Genomic DNA, 19,288 nt, shown 5'->3' with positions numbered 1-19,288 from the left:
TCGGCGCTCCCGGGCACACTGACGGGATGCTGCTCGCCGAGCTCGCCTCCTGCTCCCTCGCCGTGTCCGCCACCCGGGCGCGCAGCCAGAAGGTCGCGCTGCTCGCGCCGGTGCTCGCCGCCGCGGCGGCCGAGGGCGACGACGTCCTGCTGGTCGCCGCCTCCTACCTCGGCGGTGCCCTGCGGCAGCGCCGCACGGGGCTGGGCTGGCGCACCCTCGCCGAGCTGCCGCCTCCGGCGGAGCAGCCCACGCTCACCCTCGCCGAGACCGACGCCGCCTTCGCCGCCATGGGCGCGCTGTCCGGCGCGGGCTCGGCCGGCGCTCGCGCCGAGGCCGTGGTCGCGCTCTTCGGCCGGGCCACCGAGCTCGAGCAGCCCTGGCTGCGCTCGCTGGCGCTGGGCGAGGTGCGCCAGGGCGCGCTCGACGCGCTCGTCCAGGAGGCGCTGGCGCGGGCGGCCGACGTCCCGCTTCCGGCCGTCCGGCGCGCCGCGATGCTCGCCGGCTCCACGGTGGCCGTCGCTCCCCTGGCCTTCGCCGGCACCGACGCCCTGGCGGCCGTCGGCCTCGAGGTCGGGCGTCCGGTCCTGCCGATGCTCGCCTCGTCCGACACCTCCGTCGCCTCCGCCGTCGCGGCCCTGGTGGCGCGCGACGAGGCGCCGGTCTCGGTCGACGCCAAGCTCGACGGCATCCGCATCCAGGTGCACCGCGACGGCGACGACGTCCGCATCGCCAGCCGCAGCCTCGAGGACCTCACCGCGCGGCTGGCCGACGTCGTCGAGGTGGTGCGCGCGCTGCCCGCCCGCCGCCTGGTGCTCGACGGCGAGGCCCTCACCCTCGCCGACGACGGCCGTCCCCGCCCCTTCCAGGAGACCGCCTCGCGCACCGCCCGCCGCGAGGGCGGCGAGGAGGTGGTGCTCCCCTGGTTCTTCGACCTGCTCCACCTCGACGACGTCGACCTCCTCGACGCCCCCGCCTCCGAGCGCCTGGCCGCCCTCGAGCGGATCGTCCCCGAGCAGCACCGGGTGCGCCGCCTGGTCACCGACGACCCCGATGCCGCCGAGTCGTTCGCCGCCGAGGTCGTGGCCGCCGGCCACGAGGGCGTCGTCGTCAAGAGCCTCGCCGCCCCCTACGAGGCGGGCCGCCGTGGCGCGGCCTGGGTGAAGGTGAAGCCCGTCCACACCCTCGACCTCGTCGTCCTCGCCGTCGAGTGGGGCTCGGGCCGCCGCCAGGGCACCCTCTCCAACATCCACCTCGGCGCCCGCGACCCCGACGGCGGCCCGCCCGTGATGGTCGGCAAGACGTTCAAGGGCATGACCGACGCCATGCTCGCCTGGCAGACCGAGCGCTTCCTCGAGCTCGAGACCCACCGCTCCGGCCACGTCGTCCACGTCCGCCCCGAGCAGGTCGTCGAGATCGCCCTCGACGGCGTCCAGCGCTCCACCCGCTACCCCGGCGGCGTCGCCCTTCGGTTCGCGAGAGTCGTCCGGTACCGCGACGACAAGACCGCCGAGCAGGCCGACACGATCGACGCGGTGCGCGATCTGGGCCAGTAGCCCAGATCGGTCGCGCGAGCGCGCCTGGTCGTCGAGGATGGTGGGGTGGAAGGCCAGGAGAACGAGGAGCAAACCGCAGCCGTGCGGGCGCTGCTCCTGGAGTGGGATGCCATCGGCGTCGCGGACGTCGTGGAGTGCCGCGACGAGTACGACTGCATGATCGGCCCCGTTCTCGGCCATCTCCGGCGGAGGGCTGACGCCGTGTTCCTCCGCGACTGGATCGCACGCGAGCGCGTCGATCACTTCGGTCTCAACCCGGACGGCTACGCCGATCGCGCGCTGGCCGATGCACTGCTCGCCTGGTGGGGTCGACAGCCGTGTCTGGCCGAGTGACCGCCTTCGACGCCGGACAGGTGGCCGCGGTCAAAGCGGCGTTCTCCCTGGTGGGGTACGACGGAGACCTCCGGACTTTGCCCGTTGATTCCGAGGACGAGCGACTCTTCGTCGTCCCGGAGGACCTCATCGCAGAGATGGGCGACGTTCGCTCGCTCGAGCAGGTGCTCAACCGGCTCCTCGGCCGGCAGGTCTGGGTGCTGGGCGACCTCGGGAACGAGACCGTTCCGTTCGTGTGAATCGCTGACCGCCTCAGCCATCGCGTCACCAGCAGGATGTTCAAGGGCATGACCAACGAGATGCTCGCCTGACAGACCGAGTGCTTCCTCGAGCTCGACACCCACCGCACCGGCCACGTCGTCCACGTCCGCCCCGAGCAGGTCGTCGAGATCGCCCTCGACGACGTCCAGCGCTCCACCCGCTACCCCGGCGGCGTCGCCCTCCGGTTCGCGCGGGTGGTCAGGTATCGCGACGACAAGACCGCCGAGCAGGCCGACACGATCGAGATGGTGCGGGCCGTCGGCCGAGGCTGACGCCGCCGTGGCCTGTCGACGGGCTCGTTCGCGTCACACTTGTGCAACTCCGAGTTGCACACCGCGTACCATGCATACATGACCCAGGCTCCCGCCACCGACGGCCGACGCTCCGCCGCAGCCGCACGCCGCCGCGCGCGCGAGCAGGAGATCGTCGCCGCCACCCGCGCGCTCTTCGACGAGCGCGGCGTCCGCGACGCCCAGATCGAGGACATCGCCAAGGCCGTCGGCATCAACCGCGCCATCGTCTACCGGCACTTCACCGGCAAGGAGGAGATCTTCGCGCTCACCCTCGTCGGCTACCTCGACGAGCTGCGCACCGACCTCGTCGGCGCCGCCCAGACCAAGGCCCGCGGCACCGGCGTCCACGCGCGTCGGCTGGAGGCGATCGTCACCGCGTTCGTCGACTACGCCCTCGCGCACCCGGCGTTCGTCGACTGCGCGCAGGCGCTGATGCGCCGCTCGGGCCCCGAGCTGCTCGACGAGATCTCCGAGAGCGCGCTGTTCCGTCTCGGACGCGGCATCTCCGGATGCCTGAGCGTGCTCTCGGCGTGCATCCGCGAGGGGGTCGAGGCGGGCGTCTTCGACGTCGCCGACCCCGATCTGCTCGCCAACACCCTCTACGCCAGCGGCCTGGGCGCTCTCCAGCTGGCCCGGGTGGGCATCCTCGTCACCGAGGCCGCGCCGGGCATCCCGACCGTCGGGGAGATCTCCCCCGCGCAGGTGCGCTCCTACCTCGTCGACTCGGCTCTGGCGCTGGCCAGCCATCACACCCCGGCCTGACGCAGGCACGACTTTGATCTGACGCGAGCCCGACGCAGGCCCGAACGCCACGACGGCCGGTCACCCCACGCGGGGTGACCGGCCGTCGTCGTCAGGCGGGTGGTGCGGTGATCAGGGGCGCTCGAGGATCGCGGTGACGCCCTGGCCGCCGGCGGCGCAGACGGAGATGACCGCCTTGCCGGAGCCCTTCTCGGCGAGCAGCTTCGCGGCGTTGGCCACGATGCGCGCGCCGGTGGCCGCGAACGGGTGGCCGGCGCCGAGCGAGGAGCCCTTGACGTTGAGCTTGCTGCGGTCGATCGAGCCCAGGGGCTTGTCGAGGCCGAGGCGCTCCTTGCAGAACACCGGGTCCTCCCACGCCTTGAGGGTCGAGAGCACCTGCGAGGCGAAGGCCTCGTGGATCTCGTAGAAGTCGAAGTCCTGCAGGCTGTAGCCCTCGCGCTCGAGCATCCGCGCCATGGCGTAGGCGGGCGCCATGAGCAGGCCCTCGCCGCCGTGGAGGTAGTCGACCGCGGCGGTCTCGTAGGCGGTGAAGTACGCCAGGATCGGCAGGCCGCGCTCCTTGGCCCACTCCTCGCTGGCCAGCAGCACGACGGACGCGCCGTCGGTGAGCGGGGTGGAGTTGCCGGCGGTCATGGTGGCCGCCTCGCCCTTGCCGAAGACCGGCTTGAGCTTGGCGAGCTTCTCCACCGAGGAGTCGGGGCGCAGGTTGTTGTCGCGCTCGACGCCGCGGAAGGGGGTGATCAGGTCGTCCTGCCAGCCCTCCTCGTAGGCCTTGCCGAGGTTCTGGTGCGAGAGGGCGGCCAGCTCGTCCTGGGCCTCGCGGGTGATCTGCCACTCCAGGGCGGTGAGCGCCTGGTGCTCGCCCATCGACAGGCCGGTGCGGGGCTCGCCGTTGGAGGGGATGGCCAGGCCGATGTCGCCGGGGCGGATCGAGGCCAGGATCGCGAGGCGGTCCTTGGTGGTCTTGGCGTTGTTGAGCTTGATGAGCTTCTTGCGCAGCTTCTCCGAGATCGCGATCGGGGCGTCGGAGGTGGTGTCCGAGCCACCGGCGATGCCGGCGTCGATCTGGCCGAGGGCGATCTTGTTGGCGACGTAGATCGCCGCCTGCAGACCGGTGCCGCAGGCCTGCTGGATGTCGGTGGCGGGCGACTCCGGCGAGAGCTTGGAGCCGAGGACGGTCTCGCGGGCGAGGTTGAAGTCGCGCGAGTGCTTGAGGACGGCACCGGCGACGAACTCGCCGATGCGCTCCCCCTCCAGGCCGAAGCGCTCCACGAGGCCGTCGAGGGCGGCGGTGAGCATCTCCTGGTTGGACGCGGTGCTGTAGACGGAGTTCGACCGTGCGAAGGGAATGCGGTTCCCTCCGACGACGACGACGCGGCGGGTGGTGGTCTGCATGCGCCCATCATTACTGGCGAGTAGCCTTGGGGGAAAGTCACTGAGGGTCATGTCACGAAATGTGGACACTCAGTTACACCCGGAGTTACAAAAGACCGCCCGCGCTGCGGCGTCCGCCCACCTTCGAAGCAGAGGACACAGCACCCCCATGAGCGACAAGTACCAGGCCTTCACCGCCTCGCCCCTCGGCAAGCTGCTCGTGAAGAACCTCGGCCTGCCGGCCCCGACGAGGCTCGACCGCTACACCGCCGGCGACCCGCTGGTGAAGGGCACCGTGCTGGTCGGCGGGAAGGGTCGCGTCGGCGAGTCCCTCCCCGGCCTGCTCGACGTGCTCGGCATCGCCTCGGCCACCGTCCAGGGCGACGGCGAGCGCTACAAGGGCCTCGTCTTCGACGCCACCGGCCTCAGCACCGTGGAGGACCTCGTCGAGCTGCAGGCGTTCTTCACCCCGCTGCTGCGCAGCCTCCAGAGCTGCGCCCGCGTCGTCGTCATCGGCACTCCCCCGGAGCTCCTCAAGGGCAGCGAGCGCATCGCCCAGCGCGCGCTCGAGGGCTTCACCCGCAGCCTCGGCAAGGAGATCGGCAAGGGCGGCACCGTCCAGCTCGTCTACGTGGCCGACGGCTACGAGGACTCCCTGCTGTCCACCCTCGGCTTCCTGCTCAGCCCGAAGTCGGCCTACGTCTCCGGCCAGGTCGTGCGCATCGGCTCCCACAAGGAGAAGCACGGCGCCGACGTCGCCGACTGGACCCAGCCGCTGGCCGGCAAGGTCGCCTTCGTCACCGGCGCCAGCCGCGGCATCGGCGAGGAGATCGCCCGGGTGCTGCACCGCGACGGCGCCACCGTCGTCGGCCTCGACGTCCCGCAGGCCGCCAGCGACCTGCAGCGCGTCATGAAGGAGATCGACGGCGACTGGCTGACCCTCGACATCACCGCCAAGGACGCCCCGCAGCGCATCGCGCAGCATCTCAAGGAGAAGCACGGCGGCGTCGACGTCGTCGTCCACAACGCCGGCGTCACGCTGGACAAGAAGCTCGCCAACCAGAAGCCCGACCGCTTCGGCAAGGTGCTGCAGATCAACCTCGAGGCCCCCGAGCGGATCACCGCCGAGCTCCTCACGCAGAAGGTCGTCAACGCCAACGGCCGCATCATCGGCGTCGCCTCGATCGCCGGCATCGCGGGCAACCTCGGCCAGACCTCCTACGCCGCCTCGAAGGCCGGCGTCATCGGCTTCGTCGACTCGCTGGCCGACGGCCTCAAGGACGGCATCACGATCAACGCCGTCGCCCCCGGCTTCATCATCACCGCGATGACCGCCGCCGTCCCGTTCGCCACCCGCGAGGTCGGCCAGCGCCTCAACGCGATGTCGCAGGGCGGCCTGCCCGTCGACGTCGCCGAGACGATCGCCTGGTACGCCAGCCCCGCGTCCTCGGCCGTCAACGGCAACGTGGTCCGCGTCTGCGGCCAGATGATGCTGGGCGCCTGACATGGCCGTCGAGACCAAGACCTGGTCGGGCGGGGGCGGCGCCTCGGTGCTGCTCAAGGCCGCGCTGCCCTCCCTCCCGCTCGTCGGCTCGCTGCCGGGCGTGAAGAAGGCGTCGTCCACGGGCTTCGAGGGCCTGGCCTACACCCGGCCGGCCGTCCGCGTCGAGCGCGCGCACGTCGACGCCTATGCCGAGGTGTGCGGCTTCCCGACCAAGGACGCCGTGCCGCTGCCCTACCCGCACATGCTCGCGTTCCCGCTGCACATGGCGATCATGACCGACGCCGCCTTCCCGGCCCCGGCCATCGGCACCGTGCACCTGGAGAACTCGATCACCGGCCACCGGCCGATCCTCGTCGGCGAGGAGCTCGAGGTCGCCGCCCGCGTCGGCGCGCCGCTGCCGCACCCCAAGGGCACGATCTTCGAGTTCGTCACCGAGGTGCGCGCGGACGGCGAGCTGGTCTGGGAGTCCACCTCGACCTACCTGCGTCGCGGCAAGGGCACCGAGGGCGCGCCGTCGGGCTCGGTCTTCCCCGACGCCGCCCCCACCGGCATCCTCTGGCGTCTGCCGGCCGACCTCGGCCGCACGTACGCGGGCGTCTCGGGCGACGCGAACCCGATCCACCTCTACCCGATCACCGCCAAGGCGCTGGGCTTCCAGCGTCAGATCGCCCACGGCATGTGGACGATGGCGCGGTGCGTCGCGGCCCTGGAGAACCGACTCCCGAGCGCGGTGAAGGTCGACGTCGCCTTCAAGAAGCCGGTGTTCCTGCCGGGCACCGTCGCCTTCGGCTCCTCGGTGCTCGACGACGGCTTCGCCTTCTCGCTCACCAACCCGCGCAACGGCGCCCCGCACCTGGCGGGACGCACCTGGGCGCTCTGAGCCCCGCGTCACGAGACCCCCGCACCGCTCGGCGGCGCGGGGGTCTCGTCGTGTTCGGCGATCGTCATGACGGGCGATCCCTGCGGATGACGGCCGATGCTTCGCCTGTCATCCGCAGGTTTCCCCGGTCGACCGGGGAAACCTGCGTCACCCCCGAGGCGGACGGATCAGCCCCTCCTGGGCCACGGTGGCGGCGAGGACGCCGTCCTGGGTGAAGATCCGGCCGAGGGAGAGACCGCGGGCGCCGGTGGCCGAGGGCGACCACTGGTCGTAGAGCCACCACTCGTCGACGCGGAAGGGACGGTGGAACCAGATGGTGTGGTCGAGGGAGGCCATCTGGACGCGATGGGCCGGGACGTCGTGGGCCGAGAGGCTCGCGCCGAGGAGGCTGATGTCGCTGGCGAAGGCGAAGGCGGCGGTGTGCTCGAGGGGATCGTCGGAGAGGCGGCCGGCCACCCGCAGCCACATCTGGGCGCGGGAGGGGCGGGCGTCGTCGGGCGGCAGGCCGTGGCGGGAGTTGCCCACCCAGCGACCCTCGAGGGCGGCCCACTCGCGGCCGAGCTGCTCGGCCTCGGCGTTGCCGCGCTGCTTCATGAGCGCGATGAAGTCCAGGCCGTCCTCGGGCGCCGCGGCGGACGGCATGACGTCCTGGTGGTCGAAGCCGTCCTCGTGCTTCTGGAAGCTCGCGGTGAGGTAGTAGATCGGCTTGCCGTGCTGGCGGGCCGCCACGCGGCGGGTGGAGAACGAGCGGCCGTCGCGGATGCGCTCGACGTCGTAGACGATCGGGATGCGCGGGTCGCCCGCGAGCAGGAAGTAGGAGTGCAGCGAGTGCACCGACAGCGCGGGGTCGACGGTGCGCACGCCGGCCACGAGCGCCTGCGCGGCGACGTGGCCGCCGTAGACGCGGGAGCGGCCGGTGTCGAGCGTCTGGCCGCGGAAGAGGTCGCGGTCGATGGTCTCGAGGTCGAGCAGGCCGACCAGCTCGTCGACGGCGTCCTGCCCGCTCACGGGCTCGATGCTCATGCGCGCTCCCCCGCCGGAGCCTGCAGCGGACGCAGCAGCGCCTCCTGGGCCACCGAGGCCACCAGGCGTCCGTCCTGGGTGAAGACCCGGGCGGTCACCAGGCCGCGGCCGCCGCTGCCGGCGGGGCTGACCTGGTCGTAGAGCAGCCACTCGTCGGCGCGGAACGCGTGGTGGAACCACACGGCGTGGTCGAGGGAGGCCACGAGCGTGTGACGTCCGCCGATGCGCAGGCCGTGCGGGGCCAGCGCGGCGCCCATGAGCGTCATGTCGGAGAGGTAGGCGAAGGCCGCGGTGTGGATCAGCGGCGGGCCGTCGGGCAGCCGGTCGGCGACGCGCAGCCAGAACCGCTGACGTCCGGGACGCTCGGGGTCGGGCGGCAGCAGGTCGGCCGAGGAGCCGACGTAGCGCAGCTCGACGGCGTCCCACTCGCCGAGCTCGTCGTCGGAGGCCAGCGTGCGCGGGTTGAGGCACTCCTCCGGCGGCGGCACCTGCGGCATGACGTCCTGGTGGTCGCGGCCGGTCTCCGGACGCTGCAGGTCGACGGTCATCGCGAAGATCGGACGGCCGTGCTGGCGCGCCAGGACCCGGCGGGTCGCGAACGAGCGGCCGTCGCGCAGTCGCTCGACGTCGTAGACGATGCGTGCGCCGGTGTCGCCGGGCTGCAGGAAGTAGGCGTGCAGGGAGTGCACGACGTAGGAGTCGTCGACGGTGCGGTCGGCGGCCACCAGCGCCTGCGCGGCGACCTGGCCGCCGAAGACCCGCTCGAGCGCGGAGGGCTGCTGGTCGCCGCGGAAGAGGTCGTCGTCGATCGTCTCGAGGTCGAGCAGCTCGAGGAGGTCGGCGGTGGTGCGCGGCATCAGCCCTCCTCGTCGTCGCGGGTCTCGAGGCCGGCGAGGAACCGCTCGAACTCCTTGCCGATCTCCTCGCCCGTGGGCAGCGGCTGGTCCTCGGCCAGGAGGTTCGAGCCGCCGTCCTGGGCGCGCTGGAAGGTGTCGTACTGACGCTCCAGCGCGGCCACGACCTCGGCGACGTCGGGGTTCGCGGCGAGATGGTCGGCGATCTCGACGTCGCGGTCCTCGGCCTCGGCCCGCAGGCCGGAGAGGTCGAGGGTGATCCGGCCGGCGAGCTCGACCTGCTCGAGCAGGGCCGCGGAGGCCCGCGGGTAGTCGAGCTGGGCGAGGTAGTGCGGGATGTGGGCCACGAAGCCCATCGAGTGGTGCCCCCAGTCGCCGAGGCGGATCTCCAGCAGGGCCTGGGCGCTGCTGGGGATGCGCAGCTCGCCGCGCCACATGCTGACGCCGGTGAGCAGCTCGGGGTCGTTGGCGTGGTGGGTGATCGAGATCGGCCGCGTGTGCGGGACGGCCATCGGCACCGAGCCCATCGTGACGACGCGGTCGACGCCGAAGCGCTCGACGACGTCGCCGACGGCCCGGCAGAAGGCCTCCCAGCGGATGTCGGGCTCGGGGCCGTGGAGCAGGAGGTAGGGGGTGCCGCCGAGGTCGTGGAGGAGCCGCACGACCAGGCGCGGGGCCTCGTAGCCGGCGTAGTGGTCCTCGACGAAGGACATCGGGGGCCGCCGCGCGCGGTAGTCGTGCAGCTCGTCGACGTCGAAGGTCGCCACGACGCGCGCCTCCCCGGTGGTCTCGGCGAGGTCGACGAGGTGCTGGGCCGCACGGGCGGCGGCGTTGCCGGCGTCGAGGAACCCGTCGAGCGCGAGCACCATCGTCAGGTGCGACTCCTCGGAGTCGTCGAGCTCGGGGACCTCGTCGACGATGTGCACGAGTCGGGATGGGCTCACCGGGATCCTTCCTGGCTGGGCGCAGCGGGGGCGCTGCGAGGCGTGGGGTCGCCGGTCCGAGCGTCCGGCAGCCTCACGATATTCCAGCGTGGAGACGTCGCGGGCGGCTCACCCGCGGGCGGCGGGCGTCGATGAGACGGACGTCTCTGCCTGCGCGGGATCCGGCGAGGGATCCGATGAGGAGGCCGACGATGGGCTCGGCGACGGGCTCGGCTCGGGCGCGTAGGTGCGGATCATCAGGCGGGCGGCGCGGGCGGCCAGCCAGCGCTGGTCGACCCCGACCCACGACTCCAGGACGTCGTCGGCGTCGGCGGGCTCCCCGCTCGGGGCGTCGGCGAAGGCGTCGAGCACCGACCACAGCGTGCCGGGCGCGGACGCGGCGATCTCCTCGCAGGCGTACCAGGCCAGGGCGTAGTGGGCAGGGCCGTCGGCGTCGTTGAAGGACGACGCCTCGGGCAGCGCGCGGGGGCGGCTGCGCGCCAGCTCCAGCGCGGAGGCCGGCACCAGCCGCTGCCACGGCCTCAGCGCGCGGGTGGAGACCCACTCGGCGATGCCCTCCTGGAGCCACACGGGTGCGCGGTCGTCGCGCCGGCCCAGCGCGACGTGGGTGAGCTCGTGGCGGATGAGGCGGTCGCGGACGGTGGGCCCGGCCTGCAGCACCTCGGGGCCGAGGACGACCTGCGTCGCGGCGAGGCGCCCCTCGGGGCGGGTGACGTCGGCCGGCACCTCGTAGGCGACGCCGTCGAGGTCCTCGGACTCTCCCCCGCGGCCGGGGGCGACGGCGTCGAGGAGGTCGCGCGAGCCGAGCACCGAGACCACGACGCGACGACTCCAGTCGTAGGGCACCTCGGCGGCGACGTCGTCGATGCCGCGCTGCACGGCCTCGAGCAGCTGCGGCGCCGCCGCGAGCGTGGAGGCGTCGAAGAACCCGAGGACGCCGCCGGAGCGGCGCACCGTGACGCCGTCGAGATCCCACGGCGCCGGGACGACGCGGTTGCGCTCCTGCCAGGCGGCGTCGACGACGCCGGCCACGCGCACGCTGCCCGCGCGCGGGCCGGGCACCAGGAGGTAGCGGGCGCGGGCGCTCACGGTGGTGGCGTCGAAGCCCGCCAGCCGGGTGCGCACGTCGACGACGGCGCGGAAGCGCTCGCCCTCGCGCACCACGCCGCGCTGCTCGACGCCGAGCTCGTAGGCGCTCAGCGGCAGCTGACGGACGCGGTCGAACCAGGCCGCCTGGCTGCGCCGGAAGGCCGGGCCGCCCGCGACGGTGGCGAGGAAGGCGCGACGGTCGCCCGTGCGCCTTCCTCGGCGCGACGCCGCAGCAGCGCGGCGATCGTGACGACGGCGCTGCGCGGCGCCGGACTGGCCGAGGGCGAGCCCTCGGGGGCGTCGTCACCGCCGCTGCAGGCCACCAGGGCAGGGGCCAGCGCGGCGAGGAGGAGCAGGAGGATCAGGGCGGGGACGGCGCCGCGCCCCGGAGCGCGGGTGGGGTCAGGCGCGCGCGTCACGGGCGTCGGCCGACACCGGGACGACACCCGCCGACGCGACGTCCTCGACGATGCGCAGCGCGATGGCCTGGGCGGTGAGCCCGATGCGCTCGAGGATGACGGCGCGCTTCGCGTGGTCGAGGAACTCCTGCGGGACCGCGTGCAGGCGGAACGGGGTGCGCACGCCGGCGGCGGTGAGGGTCTGCAGGAGGACGGCGCCGCAGCCGCCGACCTCGCCGTTGTCCTCGATGCTGACGACCAGCCGGTGCTCGCGGGCGAGCTCGACGATCGCGGGGTCGACCGGCTTGACCCAGCGGGGGTCGACGACGGTGACGCCGATGCCCTGGGCTTCGAGCCGCTCGGCGACCTCGACAGCGGTGGTGGCCATCGAGCCGACCGCGACGATGAGCACGTCGCGGGGGCCGCTGCGCACCAGCACGTCGGCGCCGCCGGCGGTGCCGACGGCCTCGATGTCGGCGGGCGGCGGGCCCTTGGGGAACCGGACGACGGTGGGCGCGTCGGAGACCTCGACGGCCTCGTCGAGCAGCTCGCGCAGGCGGGCGGCGTCACGCGGGGCGGCCAGCCGCAGGCCGGGGACGACCTGGAGGACCGACATGTCCCACATGCCGTTGTGGCTGGCGCCGTCGTCACCGGTGACCCCGGAGCGGTCGAGCACGAAGGTGACGCCGCAGCGGTGCAGCGCGACGTCCATGAGCACCTGGTCGAAGGCGCGATTCAGGAACGTGGCGTAGACCGCGACGATCGGGTGCAGGCCGCCCATCGCCAGGCCCGCGGCCGAGGTGGCGGCGTGCTGCTCGGCGATGCCGACGTCGAAGGTGCGCTCGGGGAAGGCCTTCTCGAAGTGGTGCAGGCCGACGGGGTGCATCATCGCGGCGGTGATCGCGACGACGTCGCGGCGCCGCTGGCCGATGCGCACGACGTGGTCGGCGAAGACGTCGGTCCAGATGGCGCCCTTGGGACGCTCCTCGCCGGTCTCGACGTCGAAGGGACCCGGGGAGTGGAACTGGTCGGCCTCGTGGCGCTCGGCGGCGTCGTAGCCGTAGCCCTTGCGGGTGATGGCGTGGACGATGACGGGTCCGTTGAACCGCTTGGCCTGGGTGAGCGCGTGCTCCATGGCGGCGCGGTCGTGGCCGTCGACGGGGCCGACGTACTTCAGGCCGAGGTCCTCGAAGAGGCCCTGCGGCGCGAGGGCGTCCTTGAGGCCCTTCTTCACCGCGTGGAGGGCGTCGTAGGCGGCCGCGCCGACGCCGGGCAGGGCGTTGAGGCGCTTCTTGACGAGGTCGAGCACCTGCTCGTAGCGCGGGTTGGTGCGCAGCCCCGACAGCGCGGTGGCCAGGCCGCCGACGGTGGGGGTGTAGGAGCGGCCGTTGTCGTTGACGACGATGACCAGGCGGGAGTCCTTGGCCACGGCGATGTTGTTGAGCGCCTCCCAGGCCATGCCGCCGGTGAGCGCGCCGTCGCCGATCACGGCGACGACGTGACGGTCCTCGCCGCGGATGCGGTAGGCCTTGGCCAGGCCGTCGGCGTAGCTGAGCGCGGTGGAGGCGTGGGAGTTCTCCACGATGTCGTGCGGCGACTCCGCCTGGCTGGGGTAGCCGGAGAGGCCGCCCTCCTGGCGCAGGCCGTCGAAGTCGCCGAGGCGGCCGGTGAGCAGCTTGTGCACGTAGGACTGGTGGCCGGTGTCGAGGACGATCCGGTCGCGCGGGGACTCGAAGACCCGGTGGATCGCCAGCGTCAGCTCGACGACGCCGAGGTTCGGCCCGAGGTGGCCGCCGGTGCGCGCACAGGTGGTGACCAGCACGTCGCGGATCTCGGCGGCGAGGGTCGTCAGCTGGTCGTCAGCCAGGCCGCGGAGGTCGCGGGGGCCGGTGATCGACGAGAGCACTCCCATGTCGGGGAGTCTACGGGGCGGGTACCCGCAGGACCGCCACCGCGGGCTCCTCCAGGCTCCCCAGCCAGACCCGTCCCTCGTGCTCGCGCACCCCGGTGACCATGTGGTAGCCGGGCGTGTCGACGTCGAGGTCGTGCACCAGCCGGCCGGCGTCGTCGAAGGCCTGGACGCGCACCGTGCGCTGCGGCTTGGGCTGCAGGGGCGCGGGCACCTTGGTGGCCAGGCGGCGCAGCGCCATCGGCCCGCGCTGCAGGCGCTCCACCACGGGATCACGCGGGCTGGCGATGCTCACCCAGATGAGCCCGTCGGAGCCCCGGGCGATGTTGTCGGGGTAGCCGGGGAGGTCCTCGGCGAGGAGGTCGCGGGTGCCGGCGCGCTCCCCCGTGATCCACCAGCGCACCAGCGTGCGGGCAGCGGTCTCGGCCACGACGACGAACGATCCGTCGGCGGCCAGGGCCACCCCGTTGGCGAACGCGAGGCCGTCCAGGACCACCCCTACGGTGCCGTCGGGCGCCAGCCGCAGCAGTCGTCCGGTGCGGGTGTCCTGGACGAAGTCGTCCTTCCAGCGCTCGATGCCGAAGCGCGTGGAGGAGTCGGAGAGCCACACGGTGCCGTCCTCGGCGATCGCGGCGTTGTTGCAGAAGACCATCGGCGCGCCGTCGACGTCGCGCAGGACCTCCTCGACGGCTCCGGTGGCGGGGTCGACGCGCAGGACGCCGCGGTGGGCGTCACAGACCAGGAGCCGGCCGTCGGGGTCGATCTCGATGCCCAGCGGGCGGCCCCCGGTGTGCGCGACGCGCTCGGTGGAGGCGCCGTCGTGGGAGACCCGCCAGATCGCGCCGTCGGCGGTGCCGGTGAACACCGAGCCCTCGAAGCGGCCACCCGGGGCGACGACGACGTCCTCGGCGCCGGGCCCGTCGACGGGATGGATCTGGAGGCCGACCTCGGCGGCGGGGATGCGCATGGCCCCACCTTGTCGGTCATCGGCCGTGACGTCGGCGAAACACGCCGTGTCACCGCAGGCCCTAACGTCCGGCCATGGACGTCGTCTCCCTCGCCTGGCGCACCGACCTCGCGCTGCTCGCGAGCGCGGGCAGCGTGGTCGAGCACCACCCCACGTTCGTCGTCGTGCGCACGCCGAGCGCGCCCCAGCGCCACTGGGGCAACTTCCTGCTCCTGCGACGCCGTCCGCTCACCCGCGACCTCCCCCTGGTGCGCGCCGCCTTCCGTCACCACCTCCCCGAGGCGCACCACGAGTCCTTCGGCATCGACGCCCCCGCGAGCCCCGCGGACCTGGCGCCGTTCCGCGCGGCCGGGTTCTCGACGTCGGTCTCGGTGGTGCTCGCCGCCGAGGAGGTGCGCCGCACGCACCCGACGCCCGGCATCGTCGTCCGCGAGCTCGTCGACGACCACGACTGGGAGCAGCGGGTCTCGCTCGGCGTCGGCCACGACCTGCGCGCCGACTCGGTGTACCTGGCCTTCGTCCGGGCGCGCGCCGCCGACGAGCGGGCCATGACGCGCGGCGGCGGCGCCTGGTTCGGCGCGTTCGAGGACGGACGCCTGATCGGCGCGCTCGGCGTCGTGAGCGCCGGGCCGGGTCTCGTGCGCATCCAGGGCAGCGAGATCCCGCGGCGCGTGCGCGGTCGCGCGCTCGAGGAGGCGCTGCTGGGCGCCGCGGCCTCGCACGTCCGCACCGGCGGCGGCGCGCGGCTGGTGCTCGTCGCCGAGCCCCACTACCCCGCTCTCGACCACTACCGGACGCTCGGGTTCGTCGACGTCGGCCTGCAGCTGCAGGCCGAGCGGGCCCTCGAGCAGGGCGTGGCGGCGGTCGAGGTCAGCCCGCCAGCAGGCTGAGCCGCACCTCGCGGTCGGGATTGTCGACGTTGAGGTCGACCAGGCAGATGCTCTGCCACGTGCCGAGCTGGAGGCGCCCGCCGAGCACGGGGACGCTCGCGTAGGGCGGGATCAGCGCCGGCATCACGTGGGAGCGTCCGTGCCCCGGGCTGCCGTGGCGGTGGCGCCAGCGGTCGTCGGCGGGCAGCAGGTCGCGGAGGGCCGCCAGGAGGTCGTCGTCGCTGCCGGCGCCGGTCTCGAGGATCGCGATGCCCGCGGTGGCGTGCGGGACGACGACGTGCAGCAGCCCGTCTCCCCGGCCGTCTGCAAGCCCGGCGCAGAACCGCGCGGCCTCCTCGGTGAGGTCGACGACGGCCTCGCGGGCGCCGGTGTGCACCTGGAGCACGACGGAGTCCATGACGCTCAGCCCGCCAGCCAGGCGCGGAAGGCCGCGGAGCCGTAGGGCCGGCCGAGGAAGTCCTCGACGAGGTCGGCGGCGTCCTTGCTGCCGCCCGCGGCCAGGACGCGGTCGCGGTAGCGGGTGGCGACCTCGGGGGCGAAGAGGTCGCCGGCGTCGAAGGCGGAGAAGAGGTCCTTCGCGATCACCAGGCTCCACATGTAGGTGTAGTACGCCGAGGTGTAGCCGGCCAGGTGGCCGAACCCGCAGTGGAAGTGGCTCGTGGGCAGCGCCTCGAAGGCGGCGTACTGCTCGGAGAGCTCGCGCAGCCGGGCGGTGCGGTCGGCCGGGAGCTCGGCGTGGAAGCGGTAGGACACCGAGGCGTAGTACATCTGGGTGCGGGCGTAGCAGCCCTGGGCGAACTCCTCGGCCGCGCGCATCCGCTCCACCAGGGCGGTCGGGATCGGCTCGCCGGCGTCGTTCGTCGCGAAGCCCTGCAGGACCGCGGTGTCCCAGGCCCACTCCTCGAGCATCTGGCTGGGCGCCTCGACGAAGTCCCACTCGGTGGCGACGCCGCTGAAGCGCACCCACGGGTGTCGGCCGGCGAGCACGTGGTGCAGCAGGTGGCCGAACTCGTGGAAGAGGGTGACGACCTCGCTGTGCTCCATGCGGCCGCGGGAGAAGTTGCAGACCAGCACGCCCTCGGGCAGCTGACGGTCGCGGACGCCGGGGACGAGGTCGAACTGCGCGGCGTGGTTGTACTTGCCCTCGCGCGGGTGGAGGTCGAGGTGGATGCGGCCCAGCCGCTCGCCGTCGAGCCAGACGTCGTGGACGCTGACCTCCTCGTGCCAGCTCGGGGCGTCGGGGACGTCGGTGTAGGTGAGGCCGAAGAGCCGCCCGGTGACGTCGAGGAGGCCTTGGCGCACGCGCTGGAAGTCGAAGTAGGAGCGCACCAGCTGGGCGTCGACGTCGTACTGCTCGCGGCGCACGACCTCGGAGTAGAACCGGGCGTCGGTGACGTCGAGCGTCGTGAGGTCGGGGTGGTCCTGGCGGGCGCGCGCGAGCAGGACGTCGCGGTCACGCTCGGAGGCCGCGGCGGCGTCGCCGGCGATCTGGTCGATGAACTCGGCGATCGCCGAGCCGGAGCCGATCATCTTGACCTCGGCGTCGAAGTCGGGCCAGCTCGCGTAGCCGAGCAGGCGGGCGCGCTCGTCGCGCAGCGCGAGCAGCTCGCCGAGCACCTCGTCGTTCTCGGGCCAGCCGAGATCGAGGAAGGTGGCGTGCACGGCGTGCCGGGCGTCGCGGTCGGCGGAGAAGGTGAGGAACGGGTTGGTGTCGGGGTAGCCGGTGCCGATGGCGACGGTGCCGTCGGCGTCGGCCGGGTGGGCCTCGCGGTAGTCCTCCGGCAGGCCCTCGAGCGCGGACGCGGGGACGCGGGTGGTGCGGGCGCCGTCGCGGATGGTGCGGGCGAAGGCCTGCTCGAGCTCGGTGGAGCGCTCGCTGAGCGCGCGCAGCCGCTCGCGGGTGGCCTCGTCGCGGTCGACGCCGCTGCGGCGGAAGCCGCGCAGGGCGTCGGCGAGCACACGACCCGCGCCCTCGCCCAGGCGCTCGTCGAGGCCGTCGGCGGCCACGGCGTCGAGCCGCTCGAAGACCGCGACGTCGAGCATCAGGTCGGTCTGGAAGCGGCTGAGGTCGGCGATGAGGTCCTCGGCGCGGCTGCGCAGGTCGGCGTCGGGGTGCACCGAGGAGAGCAGCGAGCAGATGGCCGAGGCGTTGCCGAGTGCGACGCCGAGGTCGTTCCAGAGCCGCAGCGCGTCGTCGTCGCCGGGCGTGAGCGCGCGGAGCTCGTCGGCGAGGCGTCCGGCCTCCTCCAGCGAGCCGACGGCGCGGCCGTCGAGGAGGTCGCGCCAGGCCTGCGGGGCGGCGTCGGCGGGCAGGGCGAGCGGGGACGGCTGCGGCATGCCCGCGAACCTACCCGTCCCGACCGACACGCAGCCGTCGTGGCCCGGGCCCCTCGGCGCCGAGCGTGTCCTCGGCGTTCCAGAGCGCGCACGAGCGCAGGGAGAGGCAGCCGCAGCCGATGCAGCCGTCGAGGCGGTCGCGCAGCTCGGTGAGCCCGGCGATGCGCCGCTCGAGGTCGGCGCGCCAGCGTCGCGAGAGCGCCGTCCAGTCGCGCTTGGTGGGCGTGCGGCCCTCGGGGAGGGAGGCGAGGGCGTCGGCGATGTCGCGCAGCGGGATGCCGACCTGCTGGGAGGCGCGGATGAAGGCGAGCCGTCGCAGCACCTCGCGCTCGTAGCGGCGCTGGTTGCCGGTGGTGCGCGTGGCGGTGATGAGGCCCTCGCGCTCGTAGAAGTGCAGGGCCGTCACCGCGACGCCGCTGCGGGCGGCGACCTGGGAGGGCGTGAGGAGGGCGGCGGGAGCCATCGCGGATCCGATCGTCGAGGGTCTTGACCTCTACCTTGCTCGAGGTTCTTCGATCAGTCCATGCCTGATTCGCCGACCCAGATCCAGATCGCCACGCCCTCGCAGGAGCTCTGCGACGGATGGGAGCTGCTGCAGGCCGCCGGACCCGAGTTCGACGGCTACCTCTCCAACCACGGCCCGATGGTCGTCGAGGCCATGGCCCACCACGGCCTGGCCCCGCGCATCGACGCCTGGACCGCCGACTACCGCACCCGCCTCGACAGCCCGCTCGACCACGGCCGACCGGTGCCGCGCGAGGAGTGGGCCGACGCCCTCGGCGATCGCCGCCGCCTGGCCGACTGGACCGCGCTGTTCCTCGGCGAGGTCGACCATCACGGCTGGCAGCAGGTGCTGACGACGTGGTGGCTGCGGCTGCTGCCCGGCCTCGCCGGCGGCGCCGCCCACCCGGTGATCCGCGTCGGCCACGCGGTGCGGGCGCTCACGGACGGGACGGTGCCCGAGGACGCCGGCGCCCGCGAGATCGCCCACGCACTGGGCTACTGGGCCGCCGCCCACCTGGTGCCGCCCAGCGCGGGCGTCCCCCTCGGCTCCGACGTCGCCGCCTCCCTCGCCGCGATCCGGCCCCTCGAGCCGCGCCGCGGTGGCCTGCGCCAGCGCCTCGACGCCCTCGACGCCGAGGGCCGGCCGCACCCGACGACGCTGCCGGCGGCCGACGACGTCCCACATCTCATGCAGGACCTGGTGACCGCCAGCGTCGAGCACTACGCCCGGGCCTCCAGCGAGGCGCCGATCATGCTCGTGCATGCCTCCACCGCGCCCAACGCGGTCCGACGGATCCTGCCGGTGCTGCCGCGCGAGCTGTGGCCCGAGACCGCGCTCGCGGCGTGGTCGGCCACCGCGACGCTGCACGCCGTCTACGCCGCACCCGTCCCTGAAGCCACCGCCGCACCGGCGCGACGGGTCGTCGCCAGCGAGCCCGCGCGCGACCCGCTCGGCGCCTTCGAGGCCGCGGTCGCCCACGGCGACGAGCATGCGATCAAGCTCGCCGACACCGCCCTCGACGTCGCCTCCTGGACCGGCGACGGCGCGGCGGTGGCGAGCATCCGCTCGGCGCTGGCGTCGATCGATCCGATGTGAGCCGGCGCCGGCCCAGGCCTGTGCCAGGCTGAGGGCGTGACCTCGGACCCCGCCCGACCTGCCGACACGCGCCCCTGGCTCGCGTGGATGCCGGTGGGCCTGGCCTCGCTGCCCTGTGCGATCGCGACGCTCGCGATGCTCGGCTGGGTCGTCGCCGCCGCCTACGTCCTCATCGCACCCGACGCGATGCTGCCGCCGAGCACGCGGGACGACCTGGCCGACGGCGGGGTGCTCGGCGCGACCCTGCTCCAGGTCGGTCTCCCGGTCGCCGCGATCGTCCTGCTCCTGAGCGCGGGAGTGGCGGCCCGGCGCCGGCT

19 protein-coding genes and 1 pseudogene are annotated in these 19,288 nt (G+C 73.6%); 10 read left to right on the top strand and 10 right to left on the bottom strand.

The genetic code is table 11. The features are described from left to right. The first annotated feature begins 26 nt into the window (after positions 1 to 26). The 5 genes and pseudogenes from ACZDWJ_RS17480 (at position 27) to ACZDWJ_RS17460 (ending at position 3,202) form a co-directional block, all read left to right on the top strand. Positions 27 to 1,553 carry an ATP-dependent DNA ligase gene (locus ACZDWJ_RS17480; RefSeq protein WP_463523050.1) on the top strand — a complete coding sequence of 509 codons (1,527 nt, stop codon included), beginning with the start codon at positions 27 to 29 and terminating at the stop codon, positions 1,551 to 1,553. A gap of 45 nt (positions 1,554 to 1,598) precedes the next feature. Further along, a complete protein-coding gene (locus ACZDWJ_RS17475; protein ID WP_463523048.1) occupies positions 1,599 to 1,886 on the top strand; it encodes a hypothetical protein in 288 nt (95 codons plus the stop codon). Further along, positions 1,883 to 2,125, top strand: a complete 243-nt coding sequence (locus tag ACZDWJ_RS17470; RefSeq protein ID WP_463523046.1) for a hypothetical protein — start codon at positions 1,883 to 1,885, stop codon at positions 2,123 to 2,125. The genes ACZDWJ_RS17475 and ACZDWJ_RS17470 overlap by 4 nt, the downstream gene beginning before the upstream one ends. A gap of 123 nt (positions 2,126 to 2,248) precedes the next feature. Continuing rightward, positions 2,249 to 2,419: pseudogene (locus ACZDWJ_RS17465) on the top strand (ATP-dependent DNA ligase); the annotation flags it as partial. 78 nt (positions 2,420 to 2,497) lie between these two features. Continuing rightward, complete coding sequence (locus tag ACZDWJ_RS17460; RefSeq protein ID WP_463523044.1) at positions 2,498 to 3,202, top strand: TetR/AcrR family transcriptional regulator; 705 nt, start codon at positions 2,498 to 2,500, stop codon at positions 3,200 to 3,202. A 111-nt stretch (positions 3,203 to 3,313) separates the two neighbouring features. Here ACZDWJ_RS17460 and ACZDWJ_RS17455 read toward each other — a convergent pair whose 3' ends face one another. Beyond that, positions 3,314 to 4,597, bottom strand: a complete 1,284-nt coding sequence (locus ACZDWJ_RS17455) for an acetyl-CoA C-acetyltransferase (protein WP_463523042.1) — start codon at positions 4,595 to 4,597, stop codon at positions 3,314 to 3,316. 148 nt (positions 4,598 to 4,745) lie between these two features. On the opposite strand from ACZDWJ_RS17455, the gene ACZDWJ_RS17450 reads away from it, so the two are divergent. Together ACZDWJ_RS17450 and ACZDWJ_RS17445 are read left to right on the top strand one after the other, a co-directional pair. Further along, positions 4,746 to 6,080: a 3-oxoacyl-ACP reductase gene (locus ACZDWJ_RS17450; protein WP_463523040.1), complete on the top strand. Its 1,335-nt coding sequence runs from the start codon at positions 4,746 to 4,748 to the stop codon at positions 6,078 to 6,080. A 1-nt stretch (position 6,081) separates the two neighbouring features. Further along, a complete protein-coding gene (locus ACZDWJ_RS17445) occupies positions 6,082 to 6,960 on the top strand; it encodes a MaoC family dehydratase (RefSeq protein ID WP_463523038.1) in 879 nt (292 codons plus the stop codon). A gap of 147 nt (positions 6,961 to 7,107) precedes the next feature. Here ACZDWJ_RS17445 and ACZDWJ_RS17440 read toward each other — a convergent pair whose 3' ends face one another. From ACZDWJ_RS17440 to ACZDWJ_RS17415, 6 genes are all read right to left on the bottom strand, one after another. Beyond that, positions 7,108 to 7,983, bottom strand: a complete 876-nt coding sequence (locus ACZDWJ_RS17440; RefSeq protein ID WP_463523036.1) for an acyl-CoA thioesterase — start codon at positions 7,981 to 7,983, stop codon at positions 7,108 to 7,110. Then, positions 7,980 to 8,840 carry an acyl-CoA thioesterase gene (locus tag ACZDWJ_RS17435; protein ID WP_463523034.1) on the bottom strand — a complete coding sequence of 287 codons (861 nt, stop codon included), beginning with the start codon at positions 8,838 to 8,840 and terminating at the stop codon, positions 7,980 to 7,982. The genes ACZDWJ_RS17440 and ACZDWJ_RS17435 overlap by 4 nt, the downstream gene beginning before the upstream one ends. Continuing rightward, positions 8,840 to 9,781 carry a PAC2 family protein gene (locus ACZDWJ_RS17430; protein WP_463523032.1) on the bottom strand — a complete coding sequence of 314 codons (942 nt, stop codon included), beginning with the start codon at positions 9,779 to 9,781 and terminating at the stop codon, positions 8,840 to 8,842. Before ACZDWJ_RS17430 ends, ACZDWJ_RS17435 begins: the two co-directional genes overlap by 1 nt. 108 nt (positions 9,782 to 9,889) lie before the next feature. Continuing rightward, positions 9,890 to 10,945, bottom strand: coding sequence for a hypothetical protein (locus tag ACZDWJ_RS17425; RefSeq protein ID WP_463523030.1), 1,056 nt, complete (start codon positions 10,943 to 10,945; stop codon positions 9,890 to 9,892). Positions 10,946 to 11,272: 327 nt separating this feature from the next. Beyond that, positions 11,273 to 13,180 (bottom strand): 1-deoxy-D-xylulose-5-phosphate synthase, encoded by a 1,908-nt coding sequence (gene dxs / locus ACZDWJ_RS17420; RefSeq protein ID WP_463523028.1) that lies wholly within the window; start codon positions 13,178 to 13,180, stop codon positions 11,273 to 11,275. Positions 13,181 to 13,190: 10 nt separating this feature from the next. Next, positions 13,191 to 14,144, bottom strand: a complete 954-nt coding sequence (locus tag ACZDWJ_RS17415) for an SMP-30/gluconolactonase/LRE family protein (protein ID WP_463523026.1) — start codon at positions 14,142 to 14,144, stop codon at positions 13,191 to 13,193. Between the two features lie 74 nt (positions 14,145 to 14,218). Between ACZDWJ_RS17415 and ACZDWJ_RS17410 the strand changes: the two genes are divergently transcribed. Continuing rightward, the gene (locus tag ACZDWJ_RS17410) at positions 14,219 to 15,034 is read left to right on the top strand and encodes a GNAT family N-acetyltransferase (RefSeq protein WP_463523024.1); all 816 of its coding nucleotides are present in this window, start codon (positions 14,219 to 14,221) and stop codon (positions 15,032 to 15,034) included. Here the strand turns inward: ACZDWJ_RS17410 and ACZDWJ_RS17405 are convergent. From ACZDWJ_RS17405 to soxR, 3 genes are read right to left on the bottom strand one after another with little or no spacing between them, the layout of a single operon-like run. Then, the gene (locus tag ACZDWJ_RS17405; protein ID WP_463523022.1) at positions 15,015 to 15,431 is read right to left on the bottom strand and encodes a YjbQ family protein; all 417 of its coding nucleotides are present in this window, start codon (positions 15,429 to 15,431) and stop codon (positions 15,015 to 15,017) included. The two genes, ACZDWJ_RS17410 and ACZDWJ_RS17405, sit on opposite strands and share 20 nt — an antisense overlap. 5 nt (positions 15,432 to 15,436) lie before the next feature. Next, on the bottom strand, positions 15,437 to 17,371 hold the full coding sequence (locus tag ACZDWJ_RS17400; protein ID WP_463523020.1) for a M3 family metallopeptidase: 1,935 nt from the start codon (positions 17,369 to 17,371) through the stop codon (positions 15,437 to 15,439). A 10-nt stretch (positions 17,372 to 17,381) separates the two neighbouring features. After that, complete coding sequence (gene soxR, locus ACZDWJ_RS17395) at positions 17,382 to 17,834, bottom strand: redox-sensitive transcriptional activator SoxR (RefSeq protein WP_463523018.1); 453 nt, start codon at positions 17,832 to 17,834, stop codon at positions 17,382 to 17,384. A 60-nt stretch (positions 17,835 to 17,894) separates the two neighbouring features. Between soxR and ACZDWJ_RS17390 the strand changes: the two genes are divergently transcribed. Next, positions 17,895 to 18,971 (top strand): questin oxidase family protein, encoded by a 1,077-nt coding sequence (locus ACZDWJ_RS17390; RefSeq protein WP_463523016.1) that lies wholly within the window; start codon positions 17,895 to 17,897, stop codon positions 18,969 to 18,971. A gap of 36 nt (positions 18,972 to 19,007) precedes the next feature. Next, positions 19,008 to 19,288: hypothetical protein (locus ACZDWJ_RS17385; RefSeq protein ID WP_463523014.1), on the top strand; the 281-nt coding region annotated here is incomplete at its 3' end.

Source organism: Nocardioides sp. B129/18 (assembly GCF_055282735.1).
Note: the sequence above shows the minus strand (reverse complement) of the source record. Positions and strands in the feature narration are given on the sequence as shown.

Bases quoted from the DNA above. Each gene is read 5' to 3' on its own strand.
- ACZDWJ_RS17390 (WP_463523016.1), top strand. From the start codon at position 17,895: ATGCCTGATTCGCCGACCCAGATCCAGATCGCCACGCCCTCGCAGGAG.
- dxs (WP_463523028.1), bottom strand. From the start codon at position 13,180: ATGGGAGTGCTCTCGTCGATCACCGGCCCCCGCGACCTCCGCGGCCTG.
- soxR (WP_463523018.1), bottom strand. From the start codon at position 17,834: ATGGCTCCCGCCGCCCTCCTCACGCCCTCCCAGGTCGCCGCCCGCAGC.
- ACZDWJ_RS17445 (WP_463523038.1), top strand. From the start codon at position 6,082: ATGGCCGTCGAGACCAAGACCTGGTCGGGCGGGGGCGGCGCCTCGGTG.
- ACZDWJ_RS17435 (WP_463523034.1), bottom strand. From the start codon at position 8,840: ATGCCGCGCACCACCGCCGACCTCCTCGAGCTGCTCGACCTCGAGACG.
- ACZDWJ_RS17400 (WP_463523020.1), bottom strand. From the start codon at position 17,371: ATGCCGCAGCCGTCCCCGCTCGCCCTGCCCGCCGACGCCGCCCCGCAG.
- ACZDWJ_RS17455 (WP_463523042.1), bottom strand. From the start codon at position 4,597: ATGCAGACCACCACCCGCCGCGTCGTCGTCGTCGGAGGGAACCGCATT.
- ACZDWJ_RS17460 (WP_463523044.1), top strand. From the start codon at position 2,498: ATGACCCAGGCTCCCGCCACCGACGGCCGACGCTCCGCCGCAGCCGCA.
- ACZDWJ_RS17405 (WP_463523022.1), bottom strand. From the start codon at position 15,431: ATGGACTCCGTCGTGCTCCAGGTGCACACCGGCGCCCGCGAGGCCGTC.
- ACZDWJ_RS17410 (WP_463523024.1), top strand. From the start codon at position 14,219: ATGGACGTCGTCTCCCTCGCCTGGCGCACCGACCTCGCGCTGCTCGCG.
- ACZDWJ_RS17440 (WP_463523036.1), bottom strand. From the start codon at position 7,983: ATGAGCATCGAGCCCGTGAGCGGGCAGGACGCCGTCGACGAGCTGGTC.
- ACZDWJ_RS17450 (WP_463523040.1), top strand. From the start codon at position 4,746: ATGAGCGACAAGTACCAGGCCTTCACCGCCTCGCCCCTCGGCAAGCTG.
- ACZDWJ_RS17415 (WP_463523026.1), bottom strand. From the start codon at position 14,144: ATGCGCATCCCCGCCGCCGAGGTCGGCCTCCAGATCCATCCCGTCGAC.
- ACZDWJ_RS17480 (WP_463523050.1), top strand. From the start codon at position 27: ATGCTGCTCGCCGAGCTCGCCTCCTGCTCCCTCGCCGTGTCCGCCACC.